The organism is Bacteroides sp. RCH18 (genome assembly GCF_058231005.1).
Genome location: NZ_JBIPTC010000001.1, coordinates 2,236,040 through 2,262,905, shown reverse-complemented (window position 1 = coordinate 2,262,905; position 26,866 = coordinate 2,236,040). Strand labels below are relative to the sequence as shown.

General features: G+C 44.1%; 23 protein-coding genes. 12 read left to right on the top strand and 11 right to left on the bottom strand.

What is annotated here, in order from left to right; translation table 11 throughout:
- Positions 1-140: 140 nt before the first annotated feature.
- The 7 genes from ACHLI0_RS09045 to ACHLI0_RS09015 all read left to right on the top strand — a co-directional run bounded on the left by ACHLI0_RS09045 (position 141) and on the right by ACHLI0_RS09015 (position 14,211).
- The gene (locus ACHLI0_RS09045) at positions 141-3,503 is read left to right on the top strand and encodes a SusC/RagA family TonB-linked outer membrane protein (protein WP_490748945.1); all 3,363 of its coding nucleotides are present in this window, start codon (positions 141-143) and stop codon (positions 3,501-3,503) included.
- 28 nt (positions 3,504-3,531) lie between these two features.
- Entirely contained in the window at positions 3,532-5,274 is a 1,743-nt protein-coding gene (locus ACHLI0_RS09040; RefSeq protein ID WP_490748944.1) for a RagB/SusD family nutrient uptake outer membrane protein, read from the top strand.
- Positions 5,275-5,305: 31 nt separating this feature from the next.
- A complete protein-coding gene (locus tag ACHLI0_RS09035; RefSeq protein ID WP_070102994.1) occupies positions 5,306-6,277 on the top strand; it encodes a BT_3987 domain-containing protein in 972 nt (323 codons plus the stop codon).
- 17 nt (positions 6,278-6,294) lie between these two features.
- A complete protein-coding gene (locus ACHLI0_RS09030; protein ID WP_490748943.1) occupies positions 6,295-7,968 on the top strand; it encodes a GxGYxYP domain-containing protein in 1,674 nt (557 codons plus the stop codon).
- 26 nt (positions 7,969-7,994) lie between these two features.
- A complete protein-coding gene (locus ACHLI0_RS09025; RefSeq protein WP_490748942.1) occupies positions 7,995-9,449 on the top strand; it encodes an alpha-L-fucosidase in 1,455 nt (484 codons plus the stop codon).
- An 18-nt stretch (positions 9,450-9,467) separates the two neighbouring features.
- On the top strand, positions 9,468-13,052 hold the full coding sequence (locus ACHLI0_RS09020; protein ID WP_490748941.1) for a glycoside hydrolase family 2 TIM barrel-domain containing protein: 3,585 nt from the start codon (positions 9,468-9,470) through the stop codon (positions 13,050-13,052).
- A gap of 160 nt (positions 13,053-13,212) precedes the next feature.
- Positions 13,213-14,211 carry a M28 family metallopeptidase gene (locus tag ACHLI0_RS09015; protein ID WP_490748940.1) on the top strand — a complete coding sequence of 333 codons (999 nt, stop codon included), beginning with the start codon at positions 13,213-13,215 and terminating at the stop codon, positions 14,209-14,211.
- A gap of 23 nt (positions 14,212-14,234) precedes the next feature.
- On the opposite strand, the gene ACHLI0_RS09010 is transcribed toward ACHLI0_RS09015, so the two are convergent.
- From ACHLI0_RS09010 to ACHLI0_RS08990, 5 genes are all read right to left on the bottom strand, one after another.
- Positions 14,235-14,951 (bottom strand): SDR family NAD(P)-dependent oxidoreductase, encoded by a 717-nt coding sequence (locus tag ACHLI0_RS09010; protein WP_195365197.1) that lies wholly within the window; start codon positions 14,949-14,951, stop codon positions 14,235-14,237.
- Between the two features lie 74 nt (positions 14,952-15,025).
- The gene (locus ACHLI0_RS09005; RefSeq protein WP_008763969.1) at positions 15,026-15,595 is read right to left on the bottom strand and encodes a Crp/Fnr family transcriptional regulator; all 570 of its coding nucleotides are present in this window, start codon (positions 15,593-15,595) and stop codon (positions 15,026-15,028) included.
- A gap of 13 nt (positions 15,596-15,608) precedes the next feature.
- Entirely contained in the window at positions 15,609-16,838 is a 1,230-nt protein-coding gene (locus tag ACHLI0_RS09000; RefSeq protein WP_490749567.1) for a 3-phosphoshikimate 1-carboxyvinyltransferase, read from the bottom strand.
- Between the two features lie 43 nt (positions 16,839-16,881).
- Complete coding sequence (locus ACHLI0_RS08995) at positions 16,882-17,472, bottom strand: hypothetical protein (RefSeq protein ID WP_490748939.1); 591 nt, start codon at positions 17,470-17,472, stop codon at positions 16,882-16,884.
- Positions 17,459-17,953, bottom strand: coding sequence for an RNA polymerase sigma factor (locus tag ACHLI0_RS08990; RefSeq protein WP_016268625.1), 495 nt, complete (start codon positions 17,951-17,953; stop codon positions 17,459-17,461). The genes ACHLI0_RS08995 and ACHLI0_RS08990 overlap by 14 nt, the downstream gene beginning before the upstream one ends.
- Positions 17,954-18,147: 194 nt before the next feature.
- Between ACHLI0_RS08990 and ACHLI0_RS08985 the strand changes: the two genes are divergently transcribed.
- Entirely contained in the window at positions 18,148-19,203 is a 1,056-nt protein-coding gene (locus ACHLI0_RS08985; protein ID WP_490748938.1) for a winged helix DNA-binding domain-containing protein, read from the top strand.
- 403 nt (positions 19,204-19,606) lie between these two features.
- Here ACHLI0_RS08985 and ACHLI0_RS08980 read toward each other — a convergent pair whose 3' ends face one another.
- Positions 19,607-20,278: a DUF1349 domain-containing protein gene (locus ACHLI0_RS08980; protein WP_055230125.1), complete on the bottom strand. Its 672-nt coding sequence runs from the start codon at positions 20,276-20,278 to the stop codon at positions 19,607-19,609.
- 81 nt (positions 20,279-20,359) lie between these two features.
- Between ACHLI0_RS08980 and ACHLI0_RS08975 the strand changes: the two genes are divergently transcribed.
- A complete protein-coding gene (locus tag ACHLI0_RS08975) occupies positions 20,360-21,133 on the top strand; it encodes a response regulator transcription factor (protein WP_490748937.1) in 774 nt (257 codons plus the stop codon).
- Positions 21,134-21,173: 40 nt separating this feature from the next.
- Here ACHLI0_RS08975 and ACHLI0_RS08970 read toward each other — a convergent pair whose 3' ends face one another.
- A complete protein-coding gene (locus ACHLI0_RS08970) occupies positions 21,174-21,869 on the bottom strand; it encodes an HAD family hydrolase (protein ID WP_490748936.1) in 696 nt (231 codons plus the stop codon).
- Positions 21,870-21,995: 126 nt separating this feature from the next.
- Here ACHLI0_RS08970 and ACHLI0_RS08965 point away from each other — a divergent pair, with 126 nt between their 5' ends.
- Entirely contained in the window at positions 21,996-23,060 is a 1,065-nt protein-coding gene (locus ACHLI0_RS08965) for a DUF2027 domain-containing protein (RefSeq protein WP_055219768.1), read from the top strand.
- A 61-nt stretch (positions 23,061-23,121) separates the two neighbouring features.
- Here ACHLI0_RS08965 and ACHLI0_RS08960 read toward each other — a convergent pair whose 3' ends face one another.
- The 3 genes from ACHLI0_RS08960 to ACHLI0_RS08950 form a co-directional block, all read right to left on the bottom strand.
- The gene (locus ACHLI0_RS08960) at positions 23,122-23,478 is read right to left on the bottom strand and encodes a hypothetical protein (protein ID WP_055219770.1); all 357 of its coding nucleotides are present in this window, start codon (positions 23,476-23,478) and stop codon (positions 23,122-23,124) included.
- A gap of 291 nt (positions 23,479-23,769) precedes the next feature.
- Positions 23,770-24,378, bottom strand: coding sequence for a LysO family transporter (locus tag ACHLI0_RS08955; protein WP_490748935.1), 609 nt, complete (start codon positions 24,376-24,378; stop codon positions 23,770-23,772).
- Positions 24,375-24,662 (bottom strand): LysO family transporter, encoded by a 288-nt coding sequence (locus tag ACHLI0_RS08950; RefSeq protein ID WP_055230131.1) that lies wholly within the window; start codon positions 24,660-24,662, stop codon positions 24,375-24,377. Before ACHLI0_RS08950 ends, ACHLI0_RS08955 begins: the two co-directional genes overlap by 4 nt.
- A 194-nt stretch (positions 24,663-24,856) precedes the next feature.
- Here ACHLI0_RS08950 and ACHLI0_RS08945 point away from each other — a divergent pair, with 194 nt between their 5' ends.
- Positions 24,857-25,162, top strand: coding sequence for a hypothetical protein (locus tag ACHLI0_RS08945; RefSeq protein WP_055220269.1), 306 nt, complete (start codon positions 24,857-24,859; stop codon positions 25,160-25,162).
- The gene (locus ACHLI0_RS08940; RefSeq protein ID WP_054960560.1) at positions 25,141-25,818 is read left to right on the top strand and encodes an ATP-binding cassette domain-containing protein; all 678 of its coding nucleotides are present in this window, start codon (positions 25,141-25,143) and stop codon (positions 25,816-25,818) included. The genes ACHLI0_RS08945 and ACHLI0_RS08940 overlap by 22 nt, the downstream gene beginning before the upstream one ends.
- A gap of 29 nt (positions 25,819-25,847) precedes the next feature.
- Here ACHLI0_RS08940 and ACHLI0_RS08935 read toward each other — a convergent pair whose 3' ends face one another.
- Positions 25,848-26,861 (bottom strand): DUF4249 domain-containing protein, encoded by a 1,014-nt coding sequence (locus tag ACHLI0_RS08935; protein ID WP_195365367.1) that lies wholly within the window; start codon positions 26,859-26,861, stop codon positions 25,848-25,850.
- Positions 26,862-26,866 lie beyond the last annotated feature (5 nt).

Below are 26,866 nucleotides of genomic sequence, written 5' to 3'. Positions count from 1 at the left end.
TTCTTTGAAGGTTACGCAACGCGCAGAGGAATAATGCAGTAGATAACTAACTAATTCGTAACCTATTACTATCAAGAGCAACTAACTTACGCTCATTTCCAATAAATTACACTCTTTTCGTAACTTCACTTAGCAAAGTTATGAAAAAAATCTTTTCACTGCTCGCTTTGGTCCTGTTTATTAACCTTTTTACATATCAGGCTCAGGCACAGACAGCAGTTGTGAATATTAATAAAACTTCGGTTTCGCTAAAAGAACTGATTCACGAAGTCGAAAAACAGGCCGGATATTTGTTTGTCTACGGAAAAGACATCAATATCGAACAGAAAGTAAAAATCAATGCCCGGAATAAACAGGTAAAAGCATTGCTTGAAAATGTATTGCCGCAAATAGGTCTGACGTATGAATACGCCGACAATTACATCTCATTGAAGAAAACGCAGGTAGAGAAAAAATCAATAGGTAAAAAAATAATAGTCAAAGGAACCGTAGTAGACAAAAGTGGTGAGCCTATTATCGGAGCTAACATCATGGAGCAGGGAAGTGCTTCTAATGGTACGATCACAGATATCGATGGTAAATTCACGTTATCATTGCCTTCCAATTCGGTATTAGCGGTTACGTATGTGGGTTTTTCCACAAAGAATATTCCGGTGAACAATCAGAATGCCATTCAGATTGTGATGGAAGAAGATTCTGAAATTCTGGAAGAAGTAGTGGTTGTGGCTTACGGTACGCAGAAGAAGATATCTTCTACGGCTGCTGTATCAAGCATGAAGACAAAAGATGTAGCGCAAAAGCCGGTTATCAATATTTCTAATAGTTTGGCGGGCCGTATGGCGGGAGTCATTGCGAAGCAAGGATCGGGAGAACCGGGAGCTGATGGTTCTGATTTGAGAATCCGTGGTGTGGCTACGTTAGGCAACCAATCTCCATTGGTCGTAGTGGATGGAGTTCCCCGTGACTTTTCACGTATCGATCCGAATATGATCGAGGATATTACAATCCTGAAAGATGCGGCCGCCGTAGCTCCTTATGGTATGGCTGGTGCCAATGGGGTAGTATTGGTGACTACAAAAAAGGGAAAAAGCGGTGCCCCAGTACTTTCATACAATGGATATATCGGTTTTCAGAACCCGACCCGTATCACTGACCAGGTTAATTCGTATGAATATGCTTTGATGAAAAACGAAGCGGCTATGAATGCAGGTTATCCCAATTATTATGCTTACTCACAGCATGATCTGGAAATGTACCGGAAGACCTGTGCCGGAGATCCGGATGCCGATCCTGACCGCTATCCTAATAGCAACGGTCTGCGTGACTTGGTACAAAACAATTCTGTGATTACGAATCACAACTTACAGCTATCCGGTGGTAGCGATAAATTCCAGTACTATGTGTCTTTAGGATATTCTTATCAGGAAGGAATGTGGAGCACTACCGATTACCAGCGTTTCAATTTGTTGGCTAATTTAAGCGTGGATGCCACCAAATATACGAAAATCAGTTTAAGTCTGGGTGGATGGCACGAAAAGAAGAATTATCCGGGTGCCGATACAGGCGACATCATGTATCAGGCTTATCGTACTCCTCCTATCTCAGCTATTCAGTACTCGAATGGTCTGTGGGGACAATATGTAGGTAAGTCACTTTTCGGGCTGACTTATCGCAGCGGATACCGTCAGGAGCCGGCCGACCAACTGAATACTTCTCTCTCTATAGAGCAGCAACTTCCCTTCATTCAAGGGTTAAGCATCAAAGGAGTAATCAACTACGACCCGTATCGTGTGAAGAAAAAGAAATATCTGACACCGATACCTGTATACACACTGGATGCATCACAAACTCCGTATCAATTCATGGAAGGATTCCAGGGACCGGAAAAACCGAATCTTGAACAATCATTTGAAGAAAGCGTGAGCATGACTTATCAGGGAATGATTAATTACTCACGGACTTTCGGCAAGCATACGGTTACCGGACTCGGAGTTATTGAAGCACGCGAAAGAAACGTATGGAATATGAGTGCCAAACGTCTGAATTATAATATTAACATAGATGAAATCAATGCGGGAAGCAGTGACCCTGCCGATATCAGCAACGGCGGTACGTCCTGGAAAGAACGTCAGGTAGGTTACGCATTCCGTTTGGGGTATAATTATGATAACCGTTATATGGCGGAAGTTTCCGGTCGTTATGACGGACACTACTATTTTGCTCCGGGCAAACGTTTTGGTTTCTTCCCTGCTTTCTCACTGGGATGGAACTTGCGGGAAGAATCTTTTATGAAGGACATCGAATGGATGGATAAACTGAAATTACGCCTTTCTTATGGTGAGTCCGGAAACTTGGCTGGTAGTTCTTATCAATATATGAGTGATTATGGATTCGGAAACGCTGTAAATCTTGGCGGCGTACCTATGATGGGTATGTGGGAGAACTTACAGGGAAATCCGAATATCACTTGGGAAAAAGCCAAGAAGTTTGACTTCGGTGTGGAATTTTCCGTATTGAACGGTATGCTTTCTCTGGAAGCTGACTATTTCTATGAGAAGCGTTCGAATATGCTGATGGCTCCGAATGCATTAGTTCCGGCAGAATATGGTATTCCTTTGTCACAGGTCAATGCGGGAAGTATGCACAATCAGGGTATTGATTTATCTCTGAATTTCAACAAGCGTATCGGCAAAGACTGGATGATCAGTGCAAAAGGTACTTTCACTTTCGCACGTAATATTCTGGATGAAGTATTTGAGACGGAAGCTACCTTCAATAACCCGAATCGTCGCAGAACAGGACGTCCCGACGGAACAATGTTCGGATACAATGCTTTGGGCTACTTTACTTACGATGATTTCAATCCTGACGGTTCCTTAAAGGCAGGCATCGCTACTCAACCCTGGGGGCAGGTATATCCGGGTGATTTGCGCTACGAAGATTTAAGCGGTCCTAACGGCGTGCCTGATGGAAAGATTGACGAGCATGACCAGACAGTGATCGGTTTCTCTAACTGGGCGCCCGAAATTATTTTCGGTCTGGCTCCTACTGTCCAATGGAAGAACTTCGACCTGAACGCATTGATTCAAGGGGCTACCCGTACCAGTATCTCATTAGGTGAGACTTTGGTAATGCCTTTCTTTGATTCTGGTTCGGCTACTAAGTTACAATTCAGTGATCACTGGACGCCGGATAACACGAACGCACCCTATCCCCGTCTGACCAGTGAGGTAACGGTGAATAACCATCGTCAACCTTCTTCGTGGTGGGTACGTGATGCTACTTATATCCGTTTGAAGAGCATTGAAATCGGCTATACCTTGCCTCGTTCGGCACTGAACTTTATTGGTATCAGCTCTGCCCGCGTATATGCTTCCGGACAAAACCTCTGGACATGGACTCCGTTTATGAAAGAGCTGATCGACCCGGAAGCCAAATCCGCTAATGGTAAATACTATATGCAGCAGGCTGTATATGCTTTTGGTTTGAATATTACTTTTTAATTAGTTAACCATCATAACAAGATAGAATATGAGAATACATAATATAATAAAAACAGTTTGCCTGGCAGGCTCATTGGCCTTGCTGTCTGCTTGTGAAGACTGGCTTGAGATAGAGCCGAAAGACCGTTTTGGAGATACAACGGTTTGGGGATCGGAAGAAAATGCCGATATGTTTCTGAATGATATCTATAATCAGTTGCCGCATCTGAACAATGAAACACAGAATCTGGATCAATATTCGGATAATTCATACGTAGGTGCGGAATGGATGAATGCCCGTACAACGATTTATACCGGAGCATTATCTCCTACCAGCTGGATACCCGGCCCTTGGGATATGTGGAAATGGGGACGTCAGAACAATGACGACGCCAAAGGACAGTATGAGCGTATTCGCTCCTGTAATCTTTTCATTACGAAAGTAACAGAATCCGATTTCTCGGCAGATTATAAGAAAGAACGCCTTGCAGAAGCGCGTTTCCTGCGTGCCTGGTTCTATCACTATCTCTGGATGGCGTACGGTGGTGTGCCTATCATCACGGAAGTGCTGGATAATAACGTGAGTACGGATATCTTTTATCCGCGTGAGACTGCACAGAAAACATTTGAGTTTATCGACAAAGAGTTGGACGAGATTAAAGATGATCTTCCTCCGCGCCGTAGCGGTTCCGATCTGGGACGTGCTTCCAAAGGAGCAATTCTGACGTTGAAAGGATGGGTGGAACTGTTTCATGCCAGTGAATTGCGTAATCCGGGCAAAGACAAGAAACGCTGGGAAGCAGCTGCGGCTACCTTGAAAGATGTAATTGACTTACAGGTCTATCATCTGCAACCGACTATTCTGGACCTTTGGACAGAAGCTACCAACAATAACGATGAAGTGATCTTCGACTTCCAGATGTCTAAGCAGAATGGTGGGCGTCGTGAAGGCCTGTTCGGTCCGGTGTTTGTAAAAGGAGTACAGTCCAGTTGGGGTAATATGCAGCCTACACAGGAACTGGTTGACGACTATTGCATGGCCAACGGATTGCCTATCACTGACCCTGCATCCGGTTACAATAAGAATAATCCTTATAAAAATCGTGAGAAACGCTTCAATCAGAGCATCCTGTATGACGGATCGATGTGGCAGGGTGAAGAGATTATCACTCGTGTAGGGGTAGGTAGTCCCAATGAGATTGATACTTCTTCGGATAGTGACGTTACGAATACGGGATACTACACTCGTAAAACGATTGACGAATCAGTGAATGGAGCGGACAATCTGCAAATGAGTAACGGAATGGCAAATTATATTTTCTTCCGTTATGCAGATGTGTTGCTGATGTATGCAGAAGCTTCTTTGGAAGCCGGAGATAAACCGACTGCCGTCGAATATCTGGATATGGTAAGAACCCGTGGAGGAAATATGCCTTCTATCGACGATACTTATCCGCAGGGAATTACAGAAAATCAGTTGCGGGAAATCATTCGGAGAGATCGCCGTATAGAACTGGCATTTGAAGATAAGCGTTGGTGGGACATTCTTCGCTGGAAGATTTGTGATGGTGAAAACGGAGTGATGAATAAACCGATTGGTGGTATGAAAATAGAAGATACCAATGGAGATGGTGTGTGGGAATACAATTATCATGAAGTTGGTAAACGTACCTTCCTGCCACGTATGTATTATCAGCCCATTCCGCAGTATGTGATAGACAAGAATCCGGTGATCCGCGAGCAAAACGGCGGTGAAGACGGATGGGTAAACGGGCAGAATCCCGGATATTAATAAAGAATGTAAACCTTGAAAGATTATTCGTATGAAACTAAATAGATTTGTCATGGCGGCAAGTGCGGTACTTTGTTCGTTTGCCTTGCTGAGTGGATGTAGTGATGATGATGTTTGTAAAGTATATATTCCGGAAGCCAAAGCTTTGCAGATTAAAAACTTCGATTTGGGTGAAGAACTGAGAGAAGTATTTCATGTGGCTGTGACTGCCAGTGACTATGTGACCCGTTCCGGTAAGGAAGTGGGGGGAGATGTAAAGGTGCAGTTGACTGTGGATGAGGCGAAGGTGCAGGAGTATAATTCTTTGTGTGGGACAGACTATCCTTTGCTTCCTTCCGATTGCTATACGCTGACAACAGAAACTGTGATTCCGGCCGGGGAGAGTTCTTCTGCCGATCTGGTGCTTACGGTAAATGCACAGGGAAAAATCCAGCCGTTTGATTCTTATTTGCTGCCGGTCACTATCACTTCGGTAGAAGGTGCGCAGGCGGATCATATTCAGCAGACGGTATATTACCTTTTGAGTGGTGCGGAAGATGTATGGGCGATGCCATTGGCCGACCGCAGTGCATGGCAGGTAGTAGAAGTTTCTTCGGAAGAAACGAGCGGCGAAGGGTCGGATAACGGTCACGCTATCCACGCTTTTGACGGACTGAAAGGAACTTTCTGGCATACACAATGGAAAGGCAACGAGCCTCAGCCGCCGCATCATATCATAGTAGATATGGGGCAGGAAGTGAAAATGCTGGGCTTTCAGTATGTATCCAGAGATCATGGTGAAGCATGGCCGCAGGAGATGACGATGGAAACCAGTCTGGATGGCTCGAAGTGGGAGTCGGCAGGTACTTACAGTGACCTTCCTGCCGGGGCAAAAGAGGAATTCCGTTCCTATTTCCCGGGATTTAAGCAGGCACGTTATTTCCGTCTGACAATAACTGCCGTGTATAGTGGCAAATGGGCAACAGCAGTGGCAGAGATTAATGCGATTTCTATTATTAAATAACAGAAAAGACGATTACCATGAAAAAATACATTTATATACTTTTGACATTCTGCCTGTTAATCTCCTGTATGGAAGATCCGACGGCAGGTGTGGTCGTTCCTAAATATACTCCGTCTACCGAGAATCCGGGAGGTCCGGGTGAAGAACCGGGTGATGGGCTGATAGATCCGGCAGAACCGCTGGACAGGGGATTTATACATCTGAAAGGTCGTGAACTGAAATCTCTGAACTCTATTTCCATCACAGGGCTGAATGATGGCGAGAAAGTAATTCTTTCCACTTTGGCAGGGCTTGCAGCAAGAGTGACGGGCGATCAGGTTTATATCAATGAAGGCGGTCCTTCTTCCGTATGGTTGAAGCAGATGCAGAACAAGTACGGAATTCCGGTAAATACTTATAACGCTTTGGCTCCGTTGGTGCAGCATTATGTCGAAACCGGAGTAATCAAGGGATATATTGTCTATACGCCCTATTCGGAAGGACAATCTCATTCGATCAATGTAGCCACTTCTTTATGTGGTTTGCTTCGGGGGATTGCGGTACCGGAATCTCTTGTCGATAAGGTAAAGGCAATGGGAGTGACAACCGAACTTATGGACGTAAGGTCTTATGATGAGAAGTGGTTGTACGAGAATTATAAAGACCAGTTGGACAAGAGTCTGGCAGCCGATATGAAACCGGAAATCTTCCATCACCTGCGCGATTATATCACAATGACCAATGCTTTTGCTTTTTATGACTACAATGCGAGCGAGGATTGGTCGTGGCGTACTTCTATACTGAAAGATCTGGATAAAGGAGCTTATTGTTTCGGTTATTATGATCTGGATGAATGGGGCATGGTGAATAATGCTTCTCAACTGGGTGTTTCTATGTTGCCGACCGATCAGGCGGCTAACCTGGCTACGTTGAGTAGTATATATGATACAACAGGACTGAAACAGCGTCCGGCAACTAAAGAAGTGGTTACCGAAGAGAATGTGCATTATGTGACATTCCTCGTCAGTGACGGTGATAATATCGCGTTTAACCTTTGGGGACAACAAGGATACATGGATCATGACCTGCACGGCCAATTCCCGCTCGGATATACCATTTCACCTTCTCTGTACGATTTGGCTCCGGCTGCTTTACGCTGGTACTATGAGAATAGCAAAGAAGGCGATTACTTTGTAGCGGGTCCGAGTGGCAGCAGCTATATATTCCCGAGTAAGATGTCGGATGCCGACCTGGACGATTATCTGGCTAAGTTGAATGAGTATGTCGATAAGTCAGGCTTGAATATCTGTAATATTCTGGATCAGAAGATTATGGATAATCCCAGAGTCTATAACAAGTATCTGGCTCAGCCTAATATCGATGCGATTTTCTACACAGGATATGGAGAAAAAGGAGATGGAAGAATCAAATTTTCGGATAATGGCAAGCCGGTGATTGAGCAGAGAAGCGTATTATGGGAAGGCATCGACGGTGGCTCGAACAGAGGTGAAGAATCGACTGTCATTTCTCAGATCAATAGCCGCTCTGCCAATCCGCATAGTGCCGACGGATATACTTTTGTATTTGTACATTGCTGGACAAAGAACCAGCAAAGTATCAAAACCGTCATTGATGGATTGAATGACAATGTGCGTGTTGTTCCGGTCGATCAATTCGTGCAGCTGGTGAAACAAAATCTGGGTCCTAAATAAACGAATATACTCGTAAGTTATTTATTATGAACATAAAAGTATTAGTTACATCGGCAGTTGCTGCGTTCAGTTCTCTGCCGGTCATAGCTCAACAAGCGCCAGCTCCTTGCGGGTTGGTTCCGAGTGCCCGTCAACTTGAATGGTACAATCGGGAGATGATCGCTTTCTTTCATTTTGGAATCAATACATTTGAAGAATATGTGAATGAAGGAGACGGGAAGGCAAGTACGGCAATTTTCAATCCAACAGCTCTGGATTGCAGGCAGTGGATGCAGACATTAAAAGCAGCGGGGATTCCCGCTGCTATTCTGACTGCCAAGCATGCTGACGGATTTTGCTTGTGGCCTAGCAAGTACACAGATTATAGTGTGAAGAATGCAGCGTGGAAGAACGGTAAAGGAGATGTAGTCCGCGAGTTTGTCGATGCTTGTGAAGAGTATGGATTGAAGGCGGGAATCTATCTGGGACCTCATGACCGTCACGAACACCTTTCACCTTTATATACGACCGAACGTTACAAGGAATATTATGCCCACCAGCTTGGCGAACTGATGAGTGATTACGGCAAGATATGGGAAACATGGTGGGACGGCGCCGGAGCCGACGAATTGACAACGCCTGTTTATCGTCATTGGTATAAGATTGTCCGTGAGAAACAGCCGGATTGCGTTATCTTCGGTACAAAGAATTCTTATCCGTTTGCTGATGTCCGCTGGATGGGGAATGAAGCGGGAGAAGCGGGTGATCCTTGTTGGGCGACAACTGACTCAGTAGCTATTCGTGATGAAGCTCAGTATTACAAAGGTTTGAATGAAGGTATGCTGGATGGTGATGCGTATATTCCGGCGGAAACAGATGTTTCAATACGTCCCAGCTGGTTCTATCATGCCGAAGAGGATAGCCGTGTGAAGAGTGTCCGTGAACTTTGGGATATCTACTGTACCTCTGTGGGGCGCAATAGTGTATTGCTTCTGAATTTCCCGCCCGACAGACGTGGTTTGATTCATCCGACCGATTCGCTGCACGCCGCCTTGTTAAAACAGGGGATTGATGAGACTTTCAGTTCGAACCTGTTGAGAGGAGCCAAAGTGAAAGCGACCAATGTACGGGGCGCGAAGTATGGTCCGGAGAAAATGCTGGACAGTGAGAAAAACACTTATTTTGCCGGAAAAGACGGAGAGGTAAAAGCGGATATAACTTTTACCTTGCCCAAGCTTATTGAGTTTGATTGTCTGATGATCGAAGAAGTTATCGAACTGGGACATCGGACGACGAAGTGGAGTGTGGAGTACACTGTTGATGGCAAAAACTGGATCACCATTCCGGAGGCGACGGACAAGCAGGCCATTGGTCATAAATGGATTGTACGTCTGGCACCGGTGAAAGCAAAGCAGGTACGTTTGCGTATTCAGGACGGTAAAGCTTGTCCGGCTATCCATACTTTTGGCGTATATAAACAGTCACCGGTTTTCAAATCATAATATAAATTAGACTACTAAATGATGCAACGATTAAAAATCTTGGGAAGTGCATTGATTGCACTGTCGTTTTCCGCCTCTGCAGTTGTGGCGCAGCAGTTTGACCCTAAACAAGGATATGAAATCCATACGGTCAACGGATTAGTGCTGGACAATCAGGAGAGTCTGGATACGAATACGAAAATATTTATCAGTAAGCGGGAGGCAGACAAAGAATCGCAGGTCTGGAACCTGACTCCATGCGAACAAGAGGGATGCTATACGATAACCAGCCCCTTGACTCAGATGAATATAGATAATAGTGGTAAAGGAAAAGTAGAATGTTCCGTGATTCAATGGTCGGCAGACCCTAAAAATCCGAACCAGCAATGGAAAATAACGGCTTTGCCGAATGGGAATTACGTATTAACCAATGTCGGGACTGGCTATAACTTAGGATTTCCTGATGCCGGACTGGTCGGAGAACCTGTCTTTCAGTTAGAACCGGAAGCTTCGAAAAGTAACCAGCAGTGGCAGATACGGAAATCGAACCTGAAAGTAGTGGCGGAAGCCCTGAAAACAACGAGTCATAATGACTGGGAGAATGAACGTATCTATGCAATCAATAAAGAAGAAGGCAGGGCTACATTTATTCCGTTCGCCAATTCGGAAGAGATGAAGGCGGATCCCACTTATACCCGTCCTTGGGAGCGTACCCGCTCTTCCCGTTATCTGCTGTTGAATGGAAACTGGAAGTTTAACTGGGTGAAGCAACCTTCGGAACGTCCGGTGGATTTCTATAAAACGAGTTATGATGTTTCCGGCTGGAAAGAGATTCCTGTTCCCTCCAACTGGGAGATGCACGGATATGGTACACCTATTTATACCAATATTACTTATCCCATCCGCAACAATCCTCCTTTTATACAGGGACAGCGTGGATATACTGTAGAGAAAGAACCGAATGCGGTAGGATCTTATCGCCGTGAGTTTACTCTTCCTGCGGACTGGAAAGACAAAGAAGTCTTTATCCATTTCGATGGAATTTATAGTGCAGCTTATGTATGGATCAACGGTAAGAAAGTCGGTTATTCGCAAGGTTCCAGTAATGATGCAGAATTTCGTATCACTCCTTACGTCAAAGCGGGTAAGAATACGGTTGCCGTGGAAGTTTACCGCTGGTGTGACGGCAGTTTCCTCGAAGATCAGGATATGTTCCGTTTAAGTGGTATTCATCGGGATGTTTATCTGGTAGCCAGTCCGAAAGTCCGTCTACGTGACATTCACCTGACTTCTCAGATCAGCGACCGTCTGGATAAAGCGGAACTGAAAGTGAAAACGGATGTGCATAATTACGGAAAGAAAGTACAGGAAGCAGCCGTACGTGTCTCTTTGCTGAATCCGGAAGGAAAGCCTGTGAGTTCGTTTACCATATCTGCCGGAAAGATAACCGGCGGACAGGAAAACGTCTGTGAAGGTACGACTACGATTCGCGACCCTCGGTTATGGAGTGCTGAGACTCCTTCTCTGTATACCGTCCAACTGGAACTGCTTGATGCCGCAGGCAATGTGCTTGAAGCGACGAGCCAGCAATATGGCTTCCGTAAGATAGAAATCCGGAATAATAAGGTGTATATCAATAATGCATTGATTCTTTTTAAAGGAGCCAACCGTCACGACATACATCCGCAGTTCGGAAAAGCCGTTCCGGTGGAAAGCATGATAGAGGACATTCTTCTCTTTAAACGTTTCAACCTCAACACGATTCGTACCAGTCATTATCCGAACGATCCGAAGATGTATGCGCTGTATGATTATTATGGCTTGTACGTCATGGATGAGGCCGATATTGAGTGTCACGGCAACATGTCGCTGTCAAACCGTGAAAGCTGGGAAGGAGCTTACGTCGACCGGATGGTGCGCATGGTGGAACGGGATAAGAATCATCCTTCGGTTATTTTCTGGTCAATGGGCAATGAGTCCGGCGGCGGGCGTAACTTTGAGGCTACCTACCGGGCTGCCAAAGCGATAGACGACCGTTATATCCATTATGAAGGAATGAACGATGTGGCCGATATGGATTCCCGTATGTATCCTTCGATTGAAAGTATGATCGAACAGGACGAGCAACCCCGTCACAAGCCTTATTTCCTTTGTGAATATGCTCATGCGATGGGCAACGCCATCGGTAATCTGGAAGAATACTGGGATTATATCGAGTATCATTCGAAACGTATGATCGGAGGATGCATTTGGGACTGGGTGGATCAGGGCATTAATATGCCCGGACAGCCTGCCGATCATTATTATTTCGGAGGCAGCTTCGGTGATCGCCCTAACGACAATGATTTCTGTTGTAACGGGATTGTGACGGCTGACCGTCAGGTTACTCCTAAGTTGTGGGAAGTGAAGAAAGTCTACCAATATATCACATTGGAACCGAATGCTGAAAACAGTATCGGTGTTCGTAACCGCTATGCTTTCCTGAATCTGCATGATTTTAATCTCCGCTATGTGATTTTGAAAGATGGTGTGCCGGTAGCGGAAGAAGAGTTCAGCCTGCCTGATGGTAAGCCGGGAGAACATCGTGCGGTGCAGATACCTTATTCCCGCTATTTAACTCCAGAGGGTGAATATTACTTGAACCTTGAAGTAAAACTAAAGAAGGATTGCGTATGGGCAAAAGCCGGACATATCGTAGCTACGGAACAACTTCTGCTTCAGAAATCTCCGAATACCGGGCTACAGCCGGTGGTAGTTTCCGCCTCATCCAAAGAATCTCCGTTTAAAGTGGTGGAAGAGGAGAAGCGTTATTTGTTCTTCCGCAGTTCCGGTGTAGAAATCACCTTTGATAAGAAAGAAGGCAAGCTGACCGGTGTGCGTTATCATGGTGATAATATGCTTCATCTGCGTGAGGGATGGTCGCTGAATACATTTCGTTTTATCAATAACGATGTGCGTAAGTGGCAGGATACCCAAACGGAAGTAATCAGTTTCGATTGGAAATGGTCGGGAGATAATCAGTCGGCAATTGTAACGATTCTGTTGCAGGAAACCGTCGGAGATGTGAAAGTGCCTTATACATTGATTTACCGTTTGTATGGTAATGGTGAAATAGATGTGGATGCTTCTTTTACAACGAATGATGACTTTAATCTTCCCCGTCTGTCGTTGCAGGCTTTCTTTAATCCTTCGTTGGAGCAGTTGGAATGGTATGGTCGCGGTCCGATAGAAAATTATCGGGATCGGAAGAATGCGGCGTATTTTGGTAAATACCAGTCTGCTGTCAATGATATGAAAGAGAGTTATGCCCGTTCTCAGACGATGGGTGGGCGTTGTGATACCCGCTGGCTAACTTTGACTAATAAAGCAGGTAAAGGAATCAAGATTATTGCTGCCGATACATTTGATTTCAGTGCTTTGCATTATACGGATAAGGACTTGTTTGAAATCAAGTACGGTCATGCCTTGCCTGATATTTATCGTGCGGAGGTGGTACTGAATCTGGATTGCATACAGCGTGGTTTGGGTAATGCCAGTTGCGGTCCGGGTCCCCGTCCCGCTTATGAAATTCAGAAGAATACAGTTTATAAATATGCTTTCCGCATGTCTCCTTTTTCAAAATAAGGAAAGATTGACAGGATAACAAGGTCTTAATAGTTGGTAGAAAGAGTGAGCAGCCAAATCTTATAAAAGATGGCAACTGCTTACTCTTTTTTTGTATTTAAGGATAGATTCTGTGTTCTTTTCGTACTTTTGTAACATGGACTTTAAATTATATACCACGATGAAACAAAGAATTATATTATTCGGATTAATACTTGTAGGAACAGTAACATTTGCACAGTCTCCCGAAGAAAAAGGATTGAACACGATCAACCGTTCTTCTGCCGAAGCGACTATCGGCTTCCTTGCAAGTGATGAATTACAGGGACGTGAAGCCGGATTCCACAGTTCGTATGTCTCCTCTGAGTATTTAGCATCTATCTTACAATGGATGGGTATCCAACCTCTGAACGAAAGCTACTTCCAGCCTTTTGATGCTTACCGCAAAGAACGTCAGAAGAAAGGACGCCTGGAAGTTCATCCGGACTCTGTAGCGAAGCTGAAACAGGAAGTTCATCAAAAACTATCTATGAGGAATGTACTGGCTATGATTCCCGGTAAGAATACGAAGGAATATGTCATCGTAGGCGCTCACTTTGACCATTTGGGGATAGACCCGGCACTTGACGGAGATCAGATTTATAATGGAGCGGATGACAACGCTTCCGGTGTTTCGGCTGTATTGCAGATTGCCCGGGCATTTCTTGCAAGCGGACAACAACCGGAGCGAAATGTAATCTTTGCCTTTTGGGACGGAGAAGAAAAGGGATTGCTCGGTTCTAAATATTTTGTACAGACTTGCCCTTTTGTTTCGCAGATCAAGGGATATCTCAACTTTGATATGATAGGTCGCAACAATAAACCGGAACAACCGAAACATGTCGTCTATTTCTATACAGCTGCTCATCCTTCTTTTGGAGACTGGCTGAAAAAGGATATTAAGAAGTATGGTTTACAGTTGGAACCGGACTATCGTGCCTGGGATAATCCGGTAGGGGGCAGCGACAATGGAACGTTTGCCAAAGCAAGTATTCCTATTATCTGGTATCATACGGACGGACATCCCGATTATCACCAGCCATCCGATCATGCTGATCGGTTAAACTGGGATAAGATAGTGGAAATCACCAAGGCTTCTTTTCTTAATATGTGGAAGATGGCCAATGAAGCTTCATGGTAACTCAGCCTCACTGAAAGGCTGTTTTACATCTTGCAATAAAGGGCGGAAGGAATCAGTTTGAATAACCATGCCACATATTTCCATCTTTTGGAGATAAAGGCTACCTTTTTCCTGGCTGATATGGCCTTTTTGATTTGTTTTACGGCCTTATCGACAGGAGTAACCCAAAACAATCCTTCTCCTTTCGCCATCGCTGTATCTACAAATCCCGGACGGATGTCAGTGGTGTAGACAGCAAAGGGTAGCTTTGCCGCCTTTTGCCGAAGTCCCTCCATGTAATTGATTTGATAGGCTTTTGAAGCATTATAAGCAGGTGCTACACCGCTGCCGCGTGTTCCGCCTACTGAGGAAATGGTAATCAGATGTCCGCCTTTCTGCTGTTCAAAGTACCGGAATCCCCAGTCGGCGATATTGGTAAATCCCACTACGTTGGTCAATAAGGTCGGTTCTTCGAGCTGATAAGAGAGCTGCGGATTCAGTTCCCCCGTTCCGGCACAGATAATCAGCATATCCATGCCTCCCATTTCTTGTACAAGCGTTTCCAGCGATGAAAGGGTCGTTTCTGTGTGAGTGATGTCACATACCTGATAGAATAGTTTATCTTTATCTTGTGCGCAAATCTCTTTTAATAGATTCTCACGGCGACCGGTGATGCCGATAAGGCAGTCTTCATGGGCATACTGTTCTGCCAATCCACGACCGATGCCGGAGGTTGCGCCTACAATTATTATTTTCTTCATGAATTAAAATAGACTATGTTTGCCTGCAAAGGTAGGGGAGGAGTCTGAATAAAATCTTGATTGAAATCAAGAATTTACTTCCGAACTACTTTTCTCCGGATGCGGCTCAACGTTTCCGGACGAATAAGTAGATAAGAGGCGAGTTCTTTTAAAGTAATCAGTTTCAGCAGGTCGGGACAGCGGTTGATAATATCCAGATAACGTTCTTCCGGTGTCAGACTGTACATGGAAATCATCCGGTCATAGATTTCCCACAGAAGAGTTTCCGCAATCCGGCGTCCCAGTTTTTGGTGGTCGTTGTTAATGTCGTAGAAATCTGCCAGTTGGGAATGGTTGATCACATACACCGTACAGTCGCATAACGCTTGAATATCTACATTTGATTGGTCCTGCAACTGGAAAGCCGGATAATTCCCGACAAAAGAATGGTCGAACGTATATCCGACAATACTGCTTTCGCCCAGACTGTTGACGCAACAATAGCGGAAAGAGCCGGAAACAACAAACCCCATGATCTTACAGGCTTCTCCTTGCCGTACAAAGTACTCTCCTTTTTTATAAGAAGTCTCTTTTCCCTGCTGTAATGTAAAATCTACAATAGGGGAATAGTTGATATGGGAAGTATATTTATTGAAATCCTCCACAGTACGACAATGATTAACCTTCGTTTATCACTTGGAATCCGGCAAGTTTCAAATCCTCCCAATAACCGGGATACGATTTGGAAACAACTTGCGGGTCAGCAATCAGCAGCTTAGGGAAGGTGATTACTGCCGGTGCGAATGCCATCGCCATCCGGTGGTCTTCGTAGGTCGCAATCACAGGAACCGCTTCCGGTTCGCAACGTTCGCCGTTCCACATCAATACACTGTCATTTTCTTCTTCGATGAGGTATCCCAGCTTTTTAAGTTCGGTTCTCAATGCGGCGATGCGGTCTGTTTCCTTTATTTTCAGACTTTGCAAGCCTGTGAAGCGGAAAGGGATATTTAATAAAGCGCAAGTTACAACGAACGTCTGTGCCAGGTCCGGAATGTCAACGAAGTCTTCTTCCAGTCGTTCCGGTGCCTTGCCTGTTTTTTTGATCTTTACGCCTTGGGGAGTGAACTCCGTCGTGATTCCCAGACGGGAGAAAACTTCCGCTCCCCGACTGTCTCCCTGATAACTGTTGCGGAATAATCCCAACAGTTCAATCTCTGCTTCCGGAGACAAGGCGGCAATCTGATACCAGTAAGAAGCAGCGCTCCAGTCGCTTTCTACGGTGAAGGGGACACTCTGATACGGTTGCGGAGCTACGGAGATGCTGCTGGGCGAAGTCCATGCCGCCTTTGCTCCGAAGTCCTGCATTAATTGCAGTGTCAGATTGATATAAGGACGGGAAATGATTTCTCCTGTCAAGTGTAGTGTCAGTCCGTATTTGAGCACCGGACCTATCATCAGCAGGGCGGATATATATTGTGAACTGACGTTTCCCTTCAGCGTGATTTCATTTCCTTTCAGTTCTGCGCCCTTGATACGGAGAGGCGGATATCCTTCGTTATGGGTGTACTCTATTTCAGCTCCCAACTCGCGAAGGGCGTTGACCAGAATCTGTATCGGGCGTTGCTGCATGCGGGCGGTGCCTGTGATAATCCGCTCTCCCGAAGTGGCACTCAGATAAGCGGTCAGAAAGCGCATAGCGGTTCCGGCTGCCATGATGTCTATAGTCTCTTTACCTTCGGTCAGGGCCTTTATCATGACTTGAGTATCATCGCAATCGGACAGGTTTTCCGGCGAATAAATGCCTTTACCCAGCGCATTGATGATGAGTGCACGGTTGCTGATACTTTTGGAAGCCGGCAACTGGATTGTTGCCTTTACCATCGAAGGGGAAATAAGTTTATAGAGCATCATTCTAAGTATATTCTTTGTTATGGAGTACAAAAGTAGAGATTTATTCGGAGACTTCCAACAGCTTCTGACTCTTATCGAGAGAGTTGAAATAATATCTGTACCGATGTTTCTGCTGATACCTCATGAGCCATGGAATGGCAAGAAGGATGCCCGTAAAGAGTATCAGAATGAATGTAAGTCCCTTTAGTCCTTCGTAGTCATTGAAATATTGAATCACGAACCTGATGGCTGTTCCGTAAAAGAATATCAGATATATGATAAAATCAATATTGATTCTTCGTTCCAGCTGTCTTTTAAGCATTGCTCCGGACTCTTTCAGTGAATATGTGTCTGCCGACCTTGTGAGGAGCTGATAATGTCCAATGGCCGAAACCAGCAGAAACAGCAGAAAGGCACTTCCGGTCCATAGGGAGATCGAGGCGCTTCCCATGATGACCGTATCCCAGATGCTGGCCCCTACGGAGAATGCCAGCAGGATGGCAAATAAAGAGATCAGCGTTTTCTGACGACGCAAGGTTTGGGAAATGGCACGACAATGCTTCTTGCGTATCACTTCTTTTATATTCATTGGCTTTATTTCTGTGCCGGTATGTATTTTTTCCCAGTATTCTTTCAAATTATTGTCTTCCATTGTTTAATTGTTTAATGAGTTGTTTCTTGATTCTATTAATTTTCACTCCGACATTACTCTCGGAAATGCCGATAACGGCGGCGATTTCTTTGTATTCATAGCCTTCAAGATAAAGAATGATAATCGCTTTTTCTATTTCGGACAACCGGTTGATGGCTTGATATAGCTGCTCTTTTTTATCCGTTGCGGTGTTCTCTTCCGGATGGCTGTCACGTATGGCATATTCCTGTGTCGATAACTCTTTGTAAACGGGCTGCACAGATTCTTTCCGCACAAGATCAATGGCAGCGTTCAGCGTGACTCTGTAGAGCCATGTCGAAACGGTGCTCTCCTGCTTGAATTTGGGGTATGCTTTCCACAGCCGGATTAATATCTCCTGATAATAATCCTCACGGAACGGATGCTGGTAGAAATAGATATTGCATATTTTCTGCAATATCCCTTGATACCGGTTGATTAGTTCGATAAATTCTTCTTCCACTTCATTTTAATTTTAATGTGTTTTGGAGAGTTAGTCGTATGACGGGGGATTATTCTTACAAAAGAAGAAATAAAAAATGATATTTAATTCCTGTCCGGCGGATAAAAAAAGTTCTTTCTGCTTATCAATTAATCATATATAATGATTTGTTAGCGAAAAGATTTTATATTTGTGGTAAATAAAATAACTGATTTATGAATATACCGAATATCCGTTTGCTGAATCAGCAGTTATCAAATCCGCTTTTCCGTGAACCTAAAGAGTTGGTGTCTTGGATGGGAGCCATGCAGGCACAGAACTATTCCATGGTGAAGTGGGCAGTAGGGATGCGTCTGAAATCGGCTACAATTCAAACAGTAGAGAAGGCGTTGCATGAAGGAGAAATTCTGAGGACTCATGTGATGCGTCCTACGTGGCATTTGGTGGCGGCAGAGGATATCCGCTGGATGCTGAAACTTTCCGCGCAACGTATTATTTCGGCAAATGATTCTTTTGCGAAAGGATATGATTTGGACATCCCGAATGAAGTGTATACGAAAGCACATGACCTGTTGGAGAAGATTCTTTGTGGAAAGAAAAGCCTGACAAAACAAGAGATTGCCGAACACTTTAACCGTTCGGGGATTGTGGCGGACAATCACCGTATGACTCGCTTTATGGCACGTGCGGAGCAGGAAGGCATTATTTGTAGTGGCGAGGACAGAGGAAGCAAATGCACGTACGCACTTTTGGAAGAACGGGTTCCGTCGATGCCCGAACTGACGAAAGACGAGTCTTTGGCACGCTTGGCACGGAGTTATTTCCGTAGCCATTCTCCGGCAGTTTTGCAGGATTTCATTTGGTGGTCGGGGCTGCCGGTTTCGGATGCAAAACAGGCTGTTTATCTGATTGCTTCGGAACTGACAACCGAACAATGGAAAGAACAGACATGGTATATTCATGACACCTGCCGGACTCGTGGCAAACTTTCGGGACATATACATCTTTTGCCCTCCTATGATGAATATCTGCTGGGATATAAAGACCGGACGGATGTTCTGCCGCTTGAACATTATCCCAAAGCGTTTACTAACAACGGACTGTTCTTCCCGATTGTCCTTCATAACGGCCAGGTCATAGGAAACTGGGATAAATCGGAAAAGAAGAAAAGTGTGGACCTGAAATATTCATGGTTCAGGCAGGTGGCCGATATGGATGAAGAAACGTTGGAACGGGAGCGGCAGAAATTTGCCCGTTTTTTGGGAAAATAGCTTGATGGGACACTGGTAAAGCGGGAGTGTTTAGTGGAAAGTTCCGTTAGGATACGGAACCGGGTTCTGTTACTATCCATTAGCCGACGATAGTTACTCATTAATTACATAAATAGCGATTTTTTTTCGTTGCACCTAGGTGAGACGAAAGAGGCACCTAGGTGCTTCAGTTGTTTAACCAAGGTGAGACAATTGTTGTACCTAGGTGCAACGGAAGAAAATAGCCAAGAATGACGATTATTTTGGCTGATGGAATACTTGTTTAGCCATACATCTCCCTAAAGGGTAATTGTTCTGAGTGAATCGCTATTGATTGGCTCAACAAGACTGTCCGTGAAGTGTGATTGTGTACCGTCATTTTGCTCCGCCATCTAAGGGAGCTTGTTGGAAGAACTGCCTTTCTTTATTTGTCGGCTTGTTTTTTAGCCCATTCCAGTCTCCGCTGATCTGCCAAAGGAGTTACTTTAAACTCTTCGAATGTGGCTGTGAATCCCTTCCCGTCGGGGCAGGCTCCCATTAATCCGACCATAACCGGACAATTATCCTGCAACCAGCAAGTACGCATCATCGTATATTCCTTATCATCGTGGGAGAAGAAAATCTCCACTGCATCCAGTCGGCGGACCGCTTTAATCCATAAAGAACGAGGAGCGTCCGGTAGTTGCACTACACTCCAGTCGCTGGTGTGGTGGGTGACTACGGCACTTACATTCTGTTTGCCGTCTACGTACTCTACCCCTGCCTTTATCCAGTTCTCGTGATCGATGCGCAACATCAATCCCATTTGGTCGAAAGTAGTCACATAGTTTCCGGTAATCTTTACTTTCACTTCGAACTCTCCGCCATAAGTGGCATAATAAAAAGGTCCATCGTCCACCGTAAACCCGTAGTGGGAAACTCGCCAGAAGTCCGTCTTGGCGGGTACATCCATAACCAGTGTTTTGCCTTCTTTTATTTCCCATTGCTGAGGCTCATTCAGCCAGTTCATTTTGTCCAGACTTTGTGCCATAGAAGAAGTTGCTGCCGCCAATAACGCGATTGACATGATTTTGATTTTTAAATGTTTCATGTTCATTTCTTATTTATTTATCTTTGTGGTGCAAAGATAGGTCATGCCTGTCCTTGCGACAATACTGAATAATAACCATTTTATACGATGGACGTACTACAAAAGGAAATAGATGAAGTCTATGCTACGCATCCGACAGCGCACGAAGCATTGGATAATAGAATAGTGGAACAACACCAGCAGTTTGTCCGCTCATTGACGGAAGTTAATGGAGGATGTGCCGTCATTTCCGATCTTTCGAACCGGAAAAGTTACGTTACTGTCCATCCGTGGGCGCATTTCCTGGGACTTACTCCCGAAGAGGCCGCTTTAAGCGTAATTGATTCGATGGACGAAGATTGTATCTACCGGCGCATCCATCCGGAAGATTTGGTAGAAAAGCGTTTGATGGAATACAAGTTTTTTCAGAAGACTTTTTCCATGTCTCCCGATGAACGGCTGAAATATCGGGGCAGATGCAGACTGCGTATGGTGAATGAAAAAGGCGTTTATCAATACATTGACAACCTGGTGCAAATCATGCAGAACACCCCTGCCGGCAATGTCTGGCTGATCTTCTGCCTTTATTCCTTATCTGCCGACCAACGGCCGGAACAAGGCATTTATGCTACGATAACTCAGATGGAACGTGGGGAAGTAGAAACATTATCCCTTTCGGAAGAGCACCGCAATATCCTTTCGGAACGCGAAAAGGAAATACTGCGCTGCATACGGAAAGGGCTGTCGAGCAAAGAAATAGCAGCGACTCTTTATATCAGTGTGAATACAGTCAACCGCCACCGACAGAATATTTTGGAAAAACTTTCTGTCGGCAACTCGATAGAAGCTTGTCGGGCAGCGGAGCTGATGAAATTGCTGTAATATTTCTTGAATTTATCCGGGATTTATCCGGATAGAGTATTTATCCAAGTAAAGATAGCAGATTATCGAGTCTTTTCACCTGTTTCAAGCGTTCGTGTGCGAACGTTTCTGTTACTTCATGCTTCCACATGACTTCAAAAGGAATATGCACTCCGTATCCACCTAAAGATAAGACCGGCTGAATATCCGATTTAAAAGAATTGCCGACCATCAAAAGTTCGGAAGGAGCTATTTGCAGAATACTCAATAGCCGGAGATATTCTTTTTCCGTCTTGTCGGACATCACCTCGATATGGTCAAAGTAAGGAGATAATCCCGAACGTTCCAACTTATTCTCCTGATCCAGCAAATCTCCCTTTGTAGCTACTACCAACTTGTATTTTCCCGTTTCTTTCAGCGTTTTCAGCGTTTCCTTGACTCCCGGCAGGAATTCGATAGGCATTTTCAATAAGGATTTCCCTAAATCGACAATTTGCCGAATAATGTCGGCCGCAATCTCTCCGTTGCTGATCTGTAGTGCTGTTTCGACCATTGAAATGGTAAACGCCTTGGCACCGTATCCCAAAATTTGCAGATTATTCATTTCTGTTTGGAATAAGGCGGCTGAGATTTCTTTGGGAGTGCCATACGGTTTCAGCAAATTCGTATATTGTTTTTCCACTTCCTGAAAAAAAGGTTCGTTACTCCACAGCGTGTCGTCTGCATCAAAAGCTATGACTTTAATAAGTTCTTTCATCGGTCTTGTCGTTAATGGGGACGAGAATCGTTCCGTTATATTTTGCGGGCAAAGTTACTGTATTTTCATATAAATCCCTATCTTTGTTACCCGTTTTAAGTTTGAATTTTAATAGGAGATATAATAATGAAAATAGGAGATAAGGTGCGTTTCCTCAGTGAGGTAGGCGGTGGAGTCGTAACAGGATTCAAAGGAAAAGACTTTGTACTGGTGGAAGATGCGGATGGTTTTGATATCCCGATGCCGATACGTGAATGTGTTGTGATTGAGGCGGATGATTATAATATAAAACGTAAGCCTGCCGCGACAGCTCCAAAGCAGGAGGAACCCGCGAAGCCGGCCAAACCGGAAATGCCGGTTATACAGCGTCAGCCGGAAGTGCGTGGCGGAGATACGTTGAATGTGTTTCTGGCTTATGTGCCCGAAGATGCCAAAGCGATGATGACTACTCCTTTCGAGGCATATCTGGTGAATGACAGCAATTACTATCTGTATTACACTTATCTGAGTGCGGAAGGAAAGGCTTGGAACAACCGTTCACATGGACTGGTAGAGCCGAATACCAAACTGTTACTGGAAGAATTCACCAAGGATGTATTGAATGAAATGGAACGGGTAGCTGTCCAGCTGATCGCTTTCAAGGATGGAAAGCCTGCCGCCATCAAACCTGCTGTCAGCGTAGAGCTGCGGATTGATACGGTGAAATTCTATAAACTGCATACATTCAGTGCTTCCGATTTCTTCGAAGAACCTGCTCTGATTTATGATATTGTGAAAGATGACGTGCCTGCCAAACAGGTGTATGTATCGGCGGAAGAGATTCAGTCAGCTCTGTTGCAGAAAAAGTTTGTGGATAAACCCAAGTCGCAGCCTATTGTGAAGCCGAACCACGGTCAAGGCGGGAAAAATGGGATTATTGAGGTAGACCTTCATATTGATTCCCTGCTTGATGATACGCACGGAATGAGTAACAGCGAAATTCTGAACTACCAACTGGACAAATTCCGTGAAGTGATAGAGGCGAATAAAGAGAAGCGCGAGCAGAAAATTGTGTTTATCCACGGAAAAGGAGACGGAGTGCTTCGGAAAGCTATTATTGATGAATTGAAACGGAAGCACAGCAATTACCGTTATCAGGATGCCTCTTTTCAGGAATATGGTTTCGGGGCTACCATGGTGACTATCAAATGATAAAAAGAAGGGTGGAGAACTTAACCGGTCTCCACCCTTTCTCTTGTTATATGATTCAATTTTACTTACTTAGGTCGATGCCTTTATTCAGTAAAGTGAGGTTCATCAAAGCGGCATATTTAGCATATTGTTCAGCGCTGAGCGTCTTTCTCATAAGTTTCAAGTTGCCGTATACAGCGTTGCGCAATTTTGCTTCTTTATCTTTCTTGGCTGTAGTGGCTCTTGACATCTGTTCCGAGAAATAATCGCAGATGTTTGCTACTTCTTCGCTCTGAACAGAGCTTAACTGCAAATATTTACCTAATTTATTTACGTTGATGTTACCTTCCCATTTTGCAGTTGTAGGTTGGTTTCCTGCTGCAAAAGTCGTAGCAGCGAGGCAGAGTGCTGCCACTAATGTTAATCCTAAACGTTTCATAATACCTACTTTTTAATTGTTATACCTAAAAACTATTCCTAAAAACAAATCTAATACCTATTGAAAACTGATCTAAGCGCTTAGTTTTTTCTTTTTACCTATGCAAATATAGTAATATGTTTTATAGCATAAAAATAAAGAAAAGGAAAAGAATTTGTTTCGGTTGATTTCTTGATGTAAATCAAGAAATCAACTGCTTTTTGATACAAAAATACCTTATTCTGAAACATTTTTGCAATACGTGTGCGGAAACGAAAATGTAATATAACTGAATTTTAAGGAATATTGCTGTTAAAATGATATTGAACAAAGGAAGGTGACGAGAAATGGAACACTGAAATCAACTACAAAACCATGAAAGATAGAAATAATTACGAATTCTTTTCCGGAACATCGGGTGATGATGGGGAGAGTAGTGTCCATTGTGGTAGCTCCTCCTACAGAAATAGGTGCCAGTTTGCCGAAATATTTCACGAGTAACGGGGCTCCCAGCAATGCTATGATTTCACGCATGATATTGGATAGCAATGCGATTGTTCCCAATTCCGGACCTTTATATTCGGTGATGAATATACTCGAAAGGGAATAGTAGCCGAATCCGGCTCCCACTGCCATACAGTCTGAAGAGGTTATTTGGCTCATGAAAATGCCTGCTACGGCGCATCCTGCCAATGTGCCTAGTATCGTCATGACGGGGAGGAACATCAGACGTGGATTCAGAGAACGGAAACTTTTCAGAGTATTGGGGTCATTGCCGATACTGATACCTACGCAGAACATCAGTCCGCAAAGGGCGTAATAGCTTAGTTTGCTATCCGTAAAATCGTAGGGAATCAGATGATAAAACCCGCAGAGGGTACCGAGAATGAAAAATGAGACGATGATCAGACTTCCTTTCATACTTCCGTCTCCTTTCCTTTATTCCTTATATATAATAGGTACCAGAGTCCCCATGCGCAAAGTATACTGCCGGTCACTGCCGCCAGTGTGATAATGAGTGCTTCGAGTCCCAATGTATGCAGTCCTTTGATGATAGCCTCGTTTCCTCCTACATCAATCCCGAGGAGGAAGAGCAGGACCCATATCAGCAGGGTGATTATTTTATGTATCCAAGATAGTCTTTTATTACGTAGCAGGAAGCCCAAAAGCATTCCTGTCAGCATAATTCCGATGATGATAAACATAGTAAGTGCCTGTTTTTGGCTGCAAAGATAATTGAAATAGATCGTTGTTCCTAATTAAAGTCGGTGGAGACGTTCGTAAAATGAAAGGAAATTTTTAGCGAATCTGGAATAAAAACAGAAATTGAAGCCTGGTTTTTAGTAAGATGTCTAATTTAAATTCATATATTTATAGCCGTCAAATTAATGTAAGATATATGCGGAGACTAAAACTATATTATTTGTTTTTCTACAGTACGTTGAAAATAAACGTTCCGCTGTCTATATTAGGTGCACTTATTGTATCAAAAGCTGACTGGAGCTTGTTTTGGGAAGCTTTTCCTTATCTATTGGGTGGCTGGGGAATTGTTGCCAGTTTGCTTTATAAGGAGTTTCTTGAAAAGGAAGCCTACTTTTTCTATTATAATTCCGGAATTCTGAAACGGAATTTGATTGTCTTTGTGTTTGCTGTATATTGGTCTGTACTTTGGATTGTAAAATTATGCATCACTTGCTTGAAATAGATAGTATTATTAAGAATTTCGGTACCAGGCAACTGCTGACTGATGTTTACCTGAAAATAAATACAGGTGATGTTATTGGATTGTTCGGCAGGAACGGTACAGGAAAATCCGTGTTGATGCAAATAATCTTCGGAACAATGAAAGCAGACCGGAAATTTATCCGGTTGGATGAATGTAAGGTCCTTTCGGCTCCTTACCAACATGCAAGGACAATAGCCTTCCTGCCGCAACAAGGCTACTTGCCCAAGCATGAAAAGATAAAGAAATTGGTAGACTGTTACCTGGATGCTAATGTCGTTCCCGACTTTTATGAGGATGATGAAGTTGCCCAGTCGTGTATGGAACGGCGTGTCTCCCAACTTTCCGGAGGTGAACGGAGATATTTGGAAGCTAAGTTGCTTTTGCTGGGCAATGCTAAATTTGTCCTGTTGGATGAGCCTTTCGATTATTTATCCTTTCATTTGGTAGATAAACTGATCGGATTAATAAAAAAACATTCGGAAGAGAAAGGGATAGTGATTGCTGATCATAATTACGAAAAAGTCTTAGAGATTGTCAATCGACTTGTCTTGATTCGGGAGGGAGTATTGATGGAACTAACTGATAAGCGGGGATTGGTGGAGCAGGGGTATCTTTTAGATGAAAGTTACTTATGAATCCTGCTCCTGTATTTATTTTATGCAAGTCATTTCGGGGTGTTTTCCCTGATTCGAACCGTTTGAGATACTTCCGTGCTGATACTTACCATTCCCGTACCTCCATGTACATTACTGGGATATCTGAGAGGTTCGTTAATTGTCTCGTCATAAACGTCGGAATCGACTAGATTGAGTGCTTTCAGATAATAATATTCTGTTTCCGTGATACTCAACAAACGGATGATGACATCCATTCCTTCATAATATCCATTGTAATTGTTGTTGTATGGGATGGCGGGATCGTTGTAGACCGTCATTGTATAGGAGGTATCTCTAAATCGCGAATCATCAAAGACACCATAAATGTTTTTAGCTGTGTCGAACAGTCCGTTGTCTTCGTCATCTCCTGTGGAAGGTTGACCGTCTGTCAGTACTATGTCTTCGCGTCCGATAAATGAATAACTGATATGCTTTGTCCAGTGAAGGTAATCTTCTCCTCCTTCTTCGTGGTTGTATCCCCATAGTCGCATTTGTTTATCTACTATAATGCGGTAGAAGTTTGCCTCGTTCGGGCGGTCTTTAAAAGTTATTTTGTAGCGCATGTAGTCTTGAGTATGTCCGTTTTGTGTTAGTGGGACGGTGAGCGTGTCGATGTTTTCTATTTTATCAAGGCGTTGCGGAACGGTGACTTCTGCCCAGGCATGATATTTGCCGTCATCGGTCATGGCATCAATACGCACTACTTCTCCCGAAGCAAATTTGCCTGTGATGTTGAACCGGCATTGCTTGTCATACTCAGTTTCCATCGGGAGCGGGCGCAAGGTCTCTCTTAACTCTCCGTTGACGTGAACCTCTACAGTGGCATTTTCAATGTGGTTGGCGTAGTCTTTTCCCGTCAGGTTGAGGAATAAGACATTTGTCAGACTGTCGGCGTTGATGAATGCATTCATTACCAATTTAGGAGGATTATCCTTTATATTAAAAGGGAGTTCATTTTCACAAGATACTGTCACCAGTATTATAACTAGCAGGATAAGCGGATGATATATATAAGTTTTCATGTTAA

Bases quoted from the DNA above. Each gene is read 5' to 3' on its own strand.
- ACHLI0_RS08970 (WP_490748936.1), bottom strand. From the start codon at position 21,869: ATGAAAGAACTTATTAAAGTCATAGCTTTTGATGCAGACGACACGCTG.
- ACHLI0_RS09040 (WP_490748944.1), top strand. From the start codon at position 3,532: ATGAGAATACATAATATAATAAAAACAGTTTGCCTGGCAGGCTCATTG.
- ACHLI0_RS08975 (WP_490748937.1), top strand. From the start codon at position 20,360: ATGGACGTACTACAAAAGGAAATAGATGAAGTCTATGCTACGCATCCG.
- ACHLI0_RS08965 (WP_055219768.1), top strand. From the start codon at position 21,996: ATGAAAATAGGAGATAAGGTGCGTTTCCTCAGTGAGGTAGGCGGTGGA.
- ACHLI0_RS08995 (WP_490748939.1), bottom strand. From the start codon at position 17,472: ATGGAAGACAATAATTTGAAAGAATACTGGGAAAAAATACATACCGGC.
- ACHLI0_RS09035 (WP_070102994.1), top strand. From the start codon at position 5,306: ATGAAACTAAATAGATTTGTCATGGCGGCAAGTGCGGTACTTTGTTCG.
- ACHLI0_RS08940 (WP_054960560.1), top strand. From the start codon at position 25,141: ATGCATCACTTGCTTGAAATAGATAGTATTATTAAGAATTTCGGTACC.
- ACHLI0_RS09045 (WP_490748945.1), top strand. From the start codon at position 141: ATGAAAAAAATCTTTTCACTGCTCGCTTTGGTCCTGTTTATTAACCTT.
- ACHLI0_RS08985 (WP_490748938.1), top strand. From the start codon at position 18,148: ATGAATATACCGAATATCCGTTTGCTGAATCAGCAGTTATCAAATCCG.
- ACHLI0_RS09000 (WP_490749567.1), bottom strand. From the start codon at position 16,838: ATGCTCTATAAACTTATTTCCCCTTCGATGGTAAAGGCAACAATCCAG.
- ACHLI0_RS09025 (WP_490748942.1), top strand. From the start codon at position 7,995: ATGAACATAAAAGTATTAGTTACATCGGCAGTTGCTGCGTTCAGTTCT.
- ACHLI0_RS09010 (WP_195365197.1), bottom strand. From the start codon at position 14,951: ATGAAGAAAATAATAATTGTAGGCGCAACCTCCGGCATCGGTCGTGGA.
- ACHLI0_RS08955 (WP_490748935.1), bottom strand. From the start codon at position 24,378: ATGAAAGGAAGTCTGATCATCGTCTCATTTTTCATTCTCGGTACCCTC.
- ACHLI0_RS08960 (WP_055219770.1), bottom strand. From the start codon at position 23,478: ATGAAACGTTTAGGATTAACATTAGTGGCAGCACTCTGCCTCGCTGCT.
- ACHLI0_RS08980 (WP_055230125.1), bottom strand. From the start codon at position 20,278: ATGAACATGAAACATTTAAAAATCAAAATCATGTCAATCGCGTTATTG.
- ACHLI0_RS08950 (WP_055230131.1), bottom strand. From the start codon at position 24,662: ATGTTTATCATCATCGGAATTATGCTGACAGGAATGCTTTTGGGCTTC.
- ACHLI0_RS08935 (WP_195365367.1), bottom strand. From the start codon at position 26,861: ATGAAAACTTATATATATCATCCGCTTATCCTGCTAGTTATAATACTG.
- ACHLI0_RS08945 (WP_055220269.1), top strand. From the start codon at position 24,857: ATGCGGAGACTAAAACTATATTATTTGTTTTTCTACAGTACGTTGAAA.
- ACHLI0_RS09030 (WP_490748943.1), top strand. From the start codon at position 6,295: ATGAAAAAATACATTTATATACTTTTGACATTCTGCCTGTTAATCTCC.
- ACHLI0_RS09015 (WP_490748940.1), top strand. From the start codon at position 13,213: ATGAAACAAAGAATTATATTATTCGGATTAATACTTGTAGGAACAGTA.
- ACHLI0_RS09020 (WP_490748941.1), top strand. From the start codon at position 9,468: ATGATGCAACGATTAAAAATCTTGGGAAGTGCATTGATTGCACTGTCG.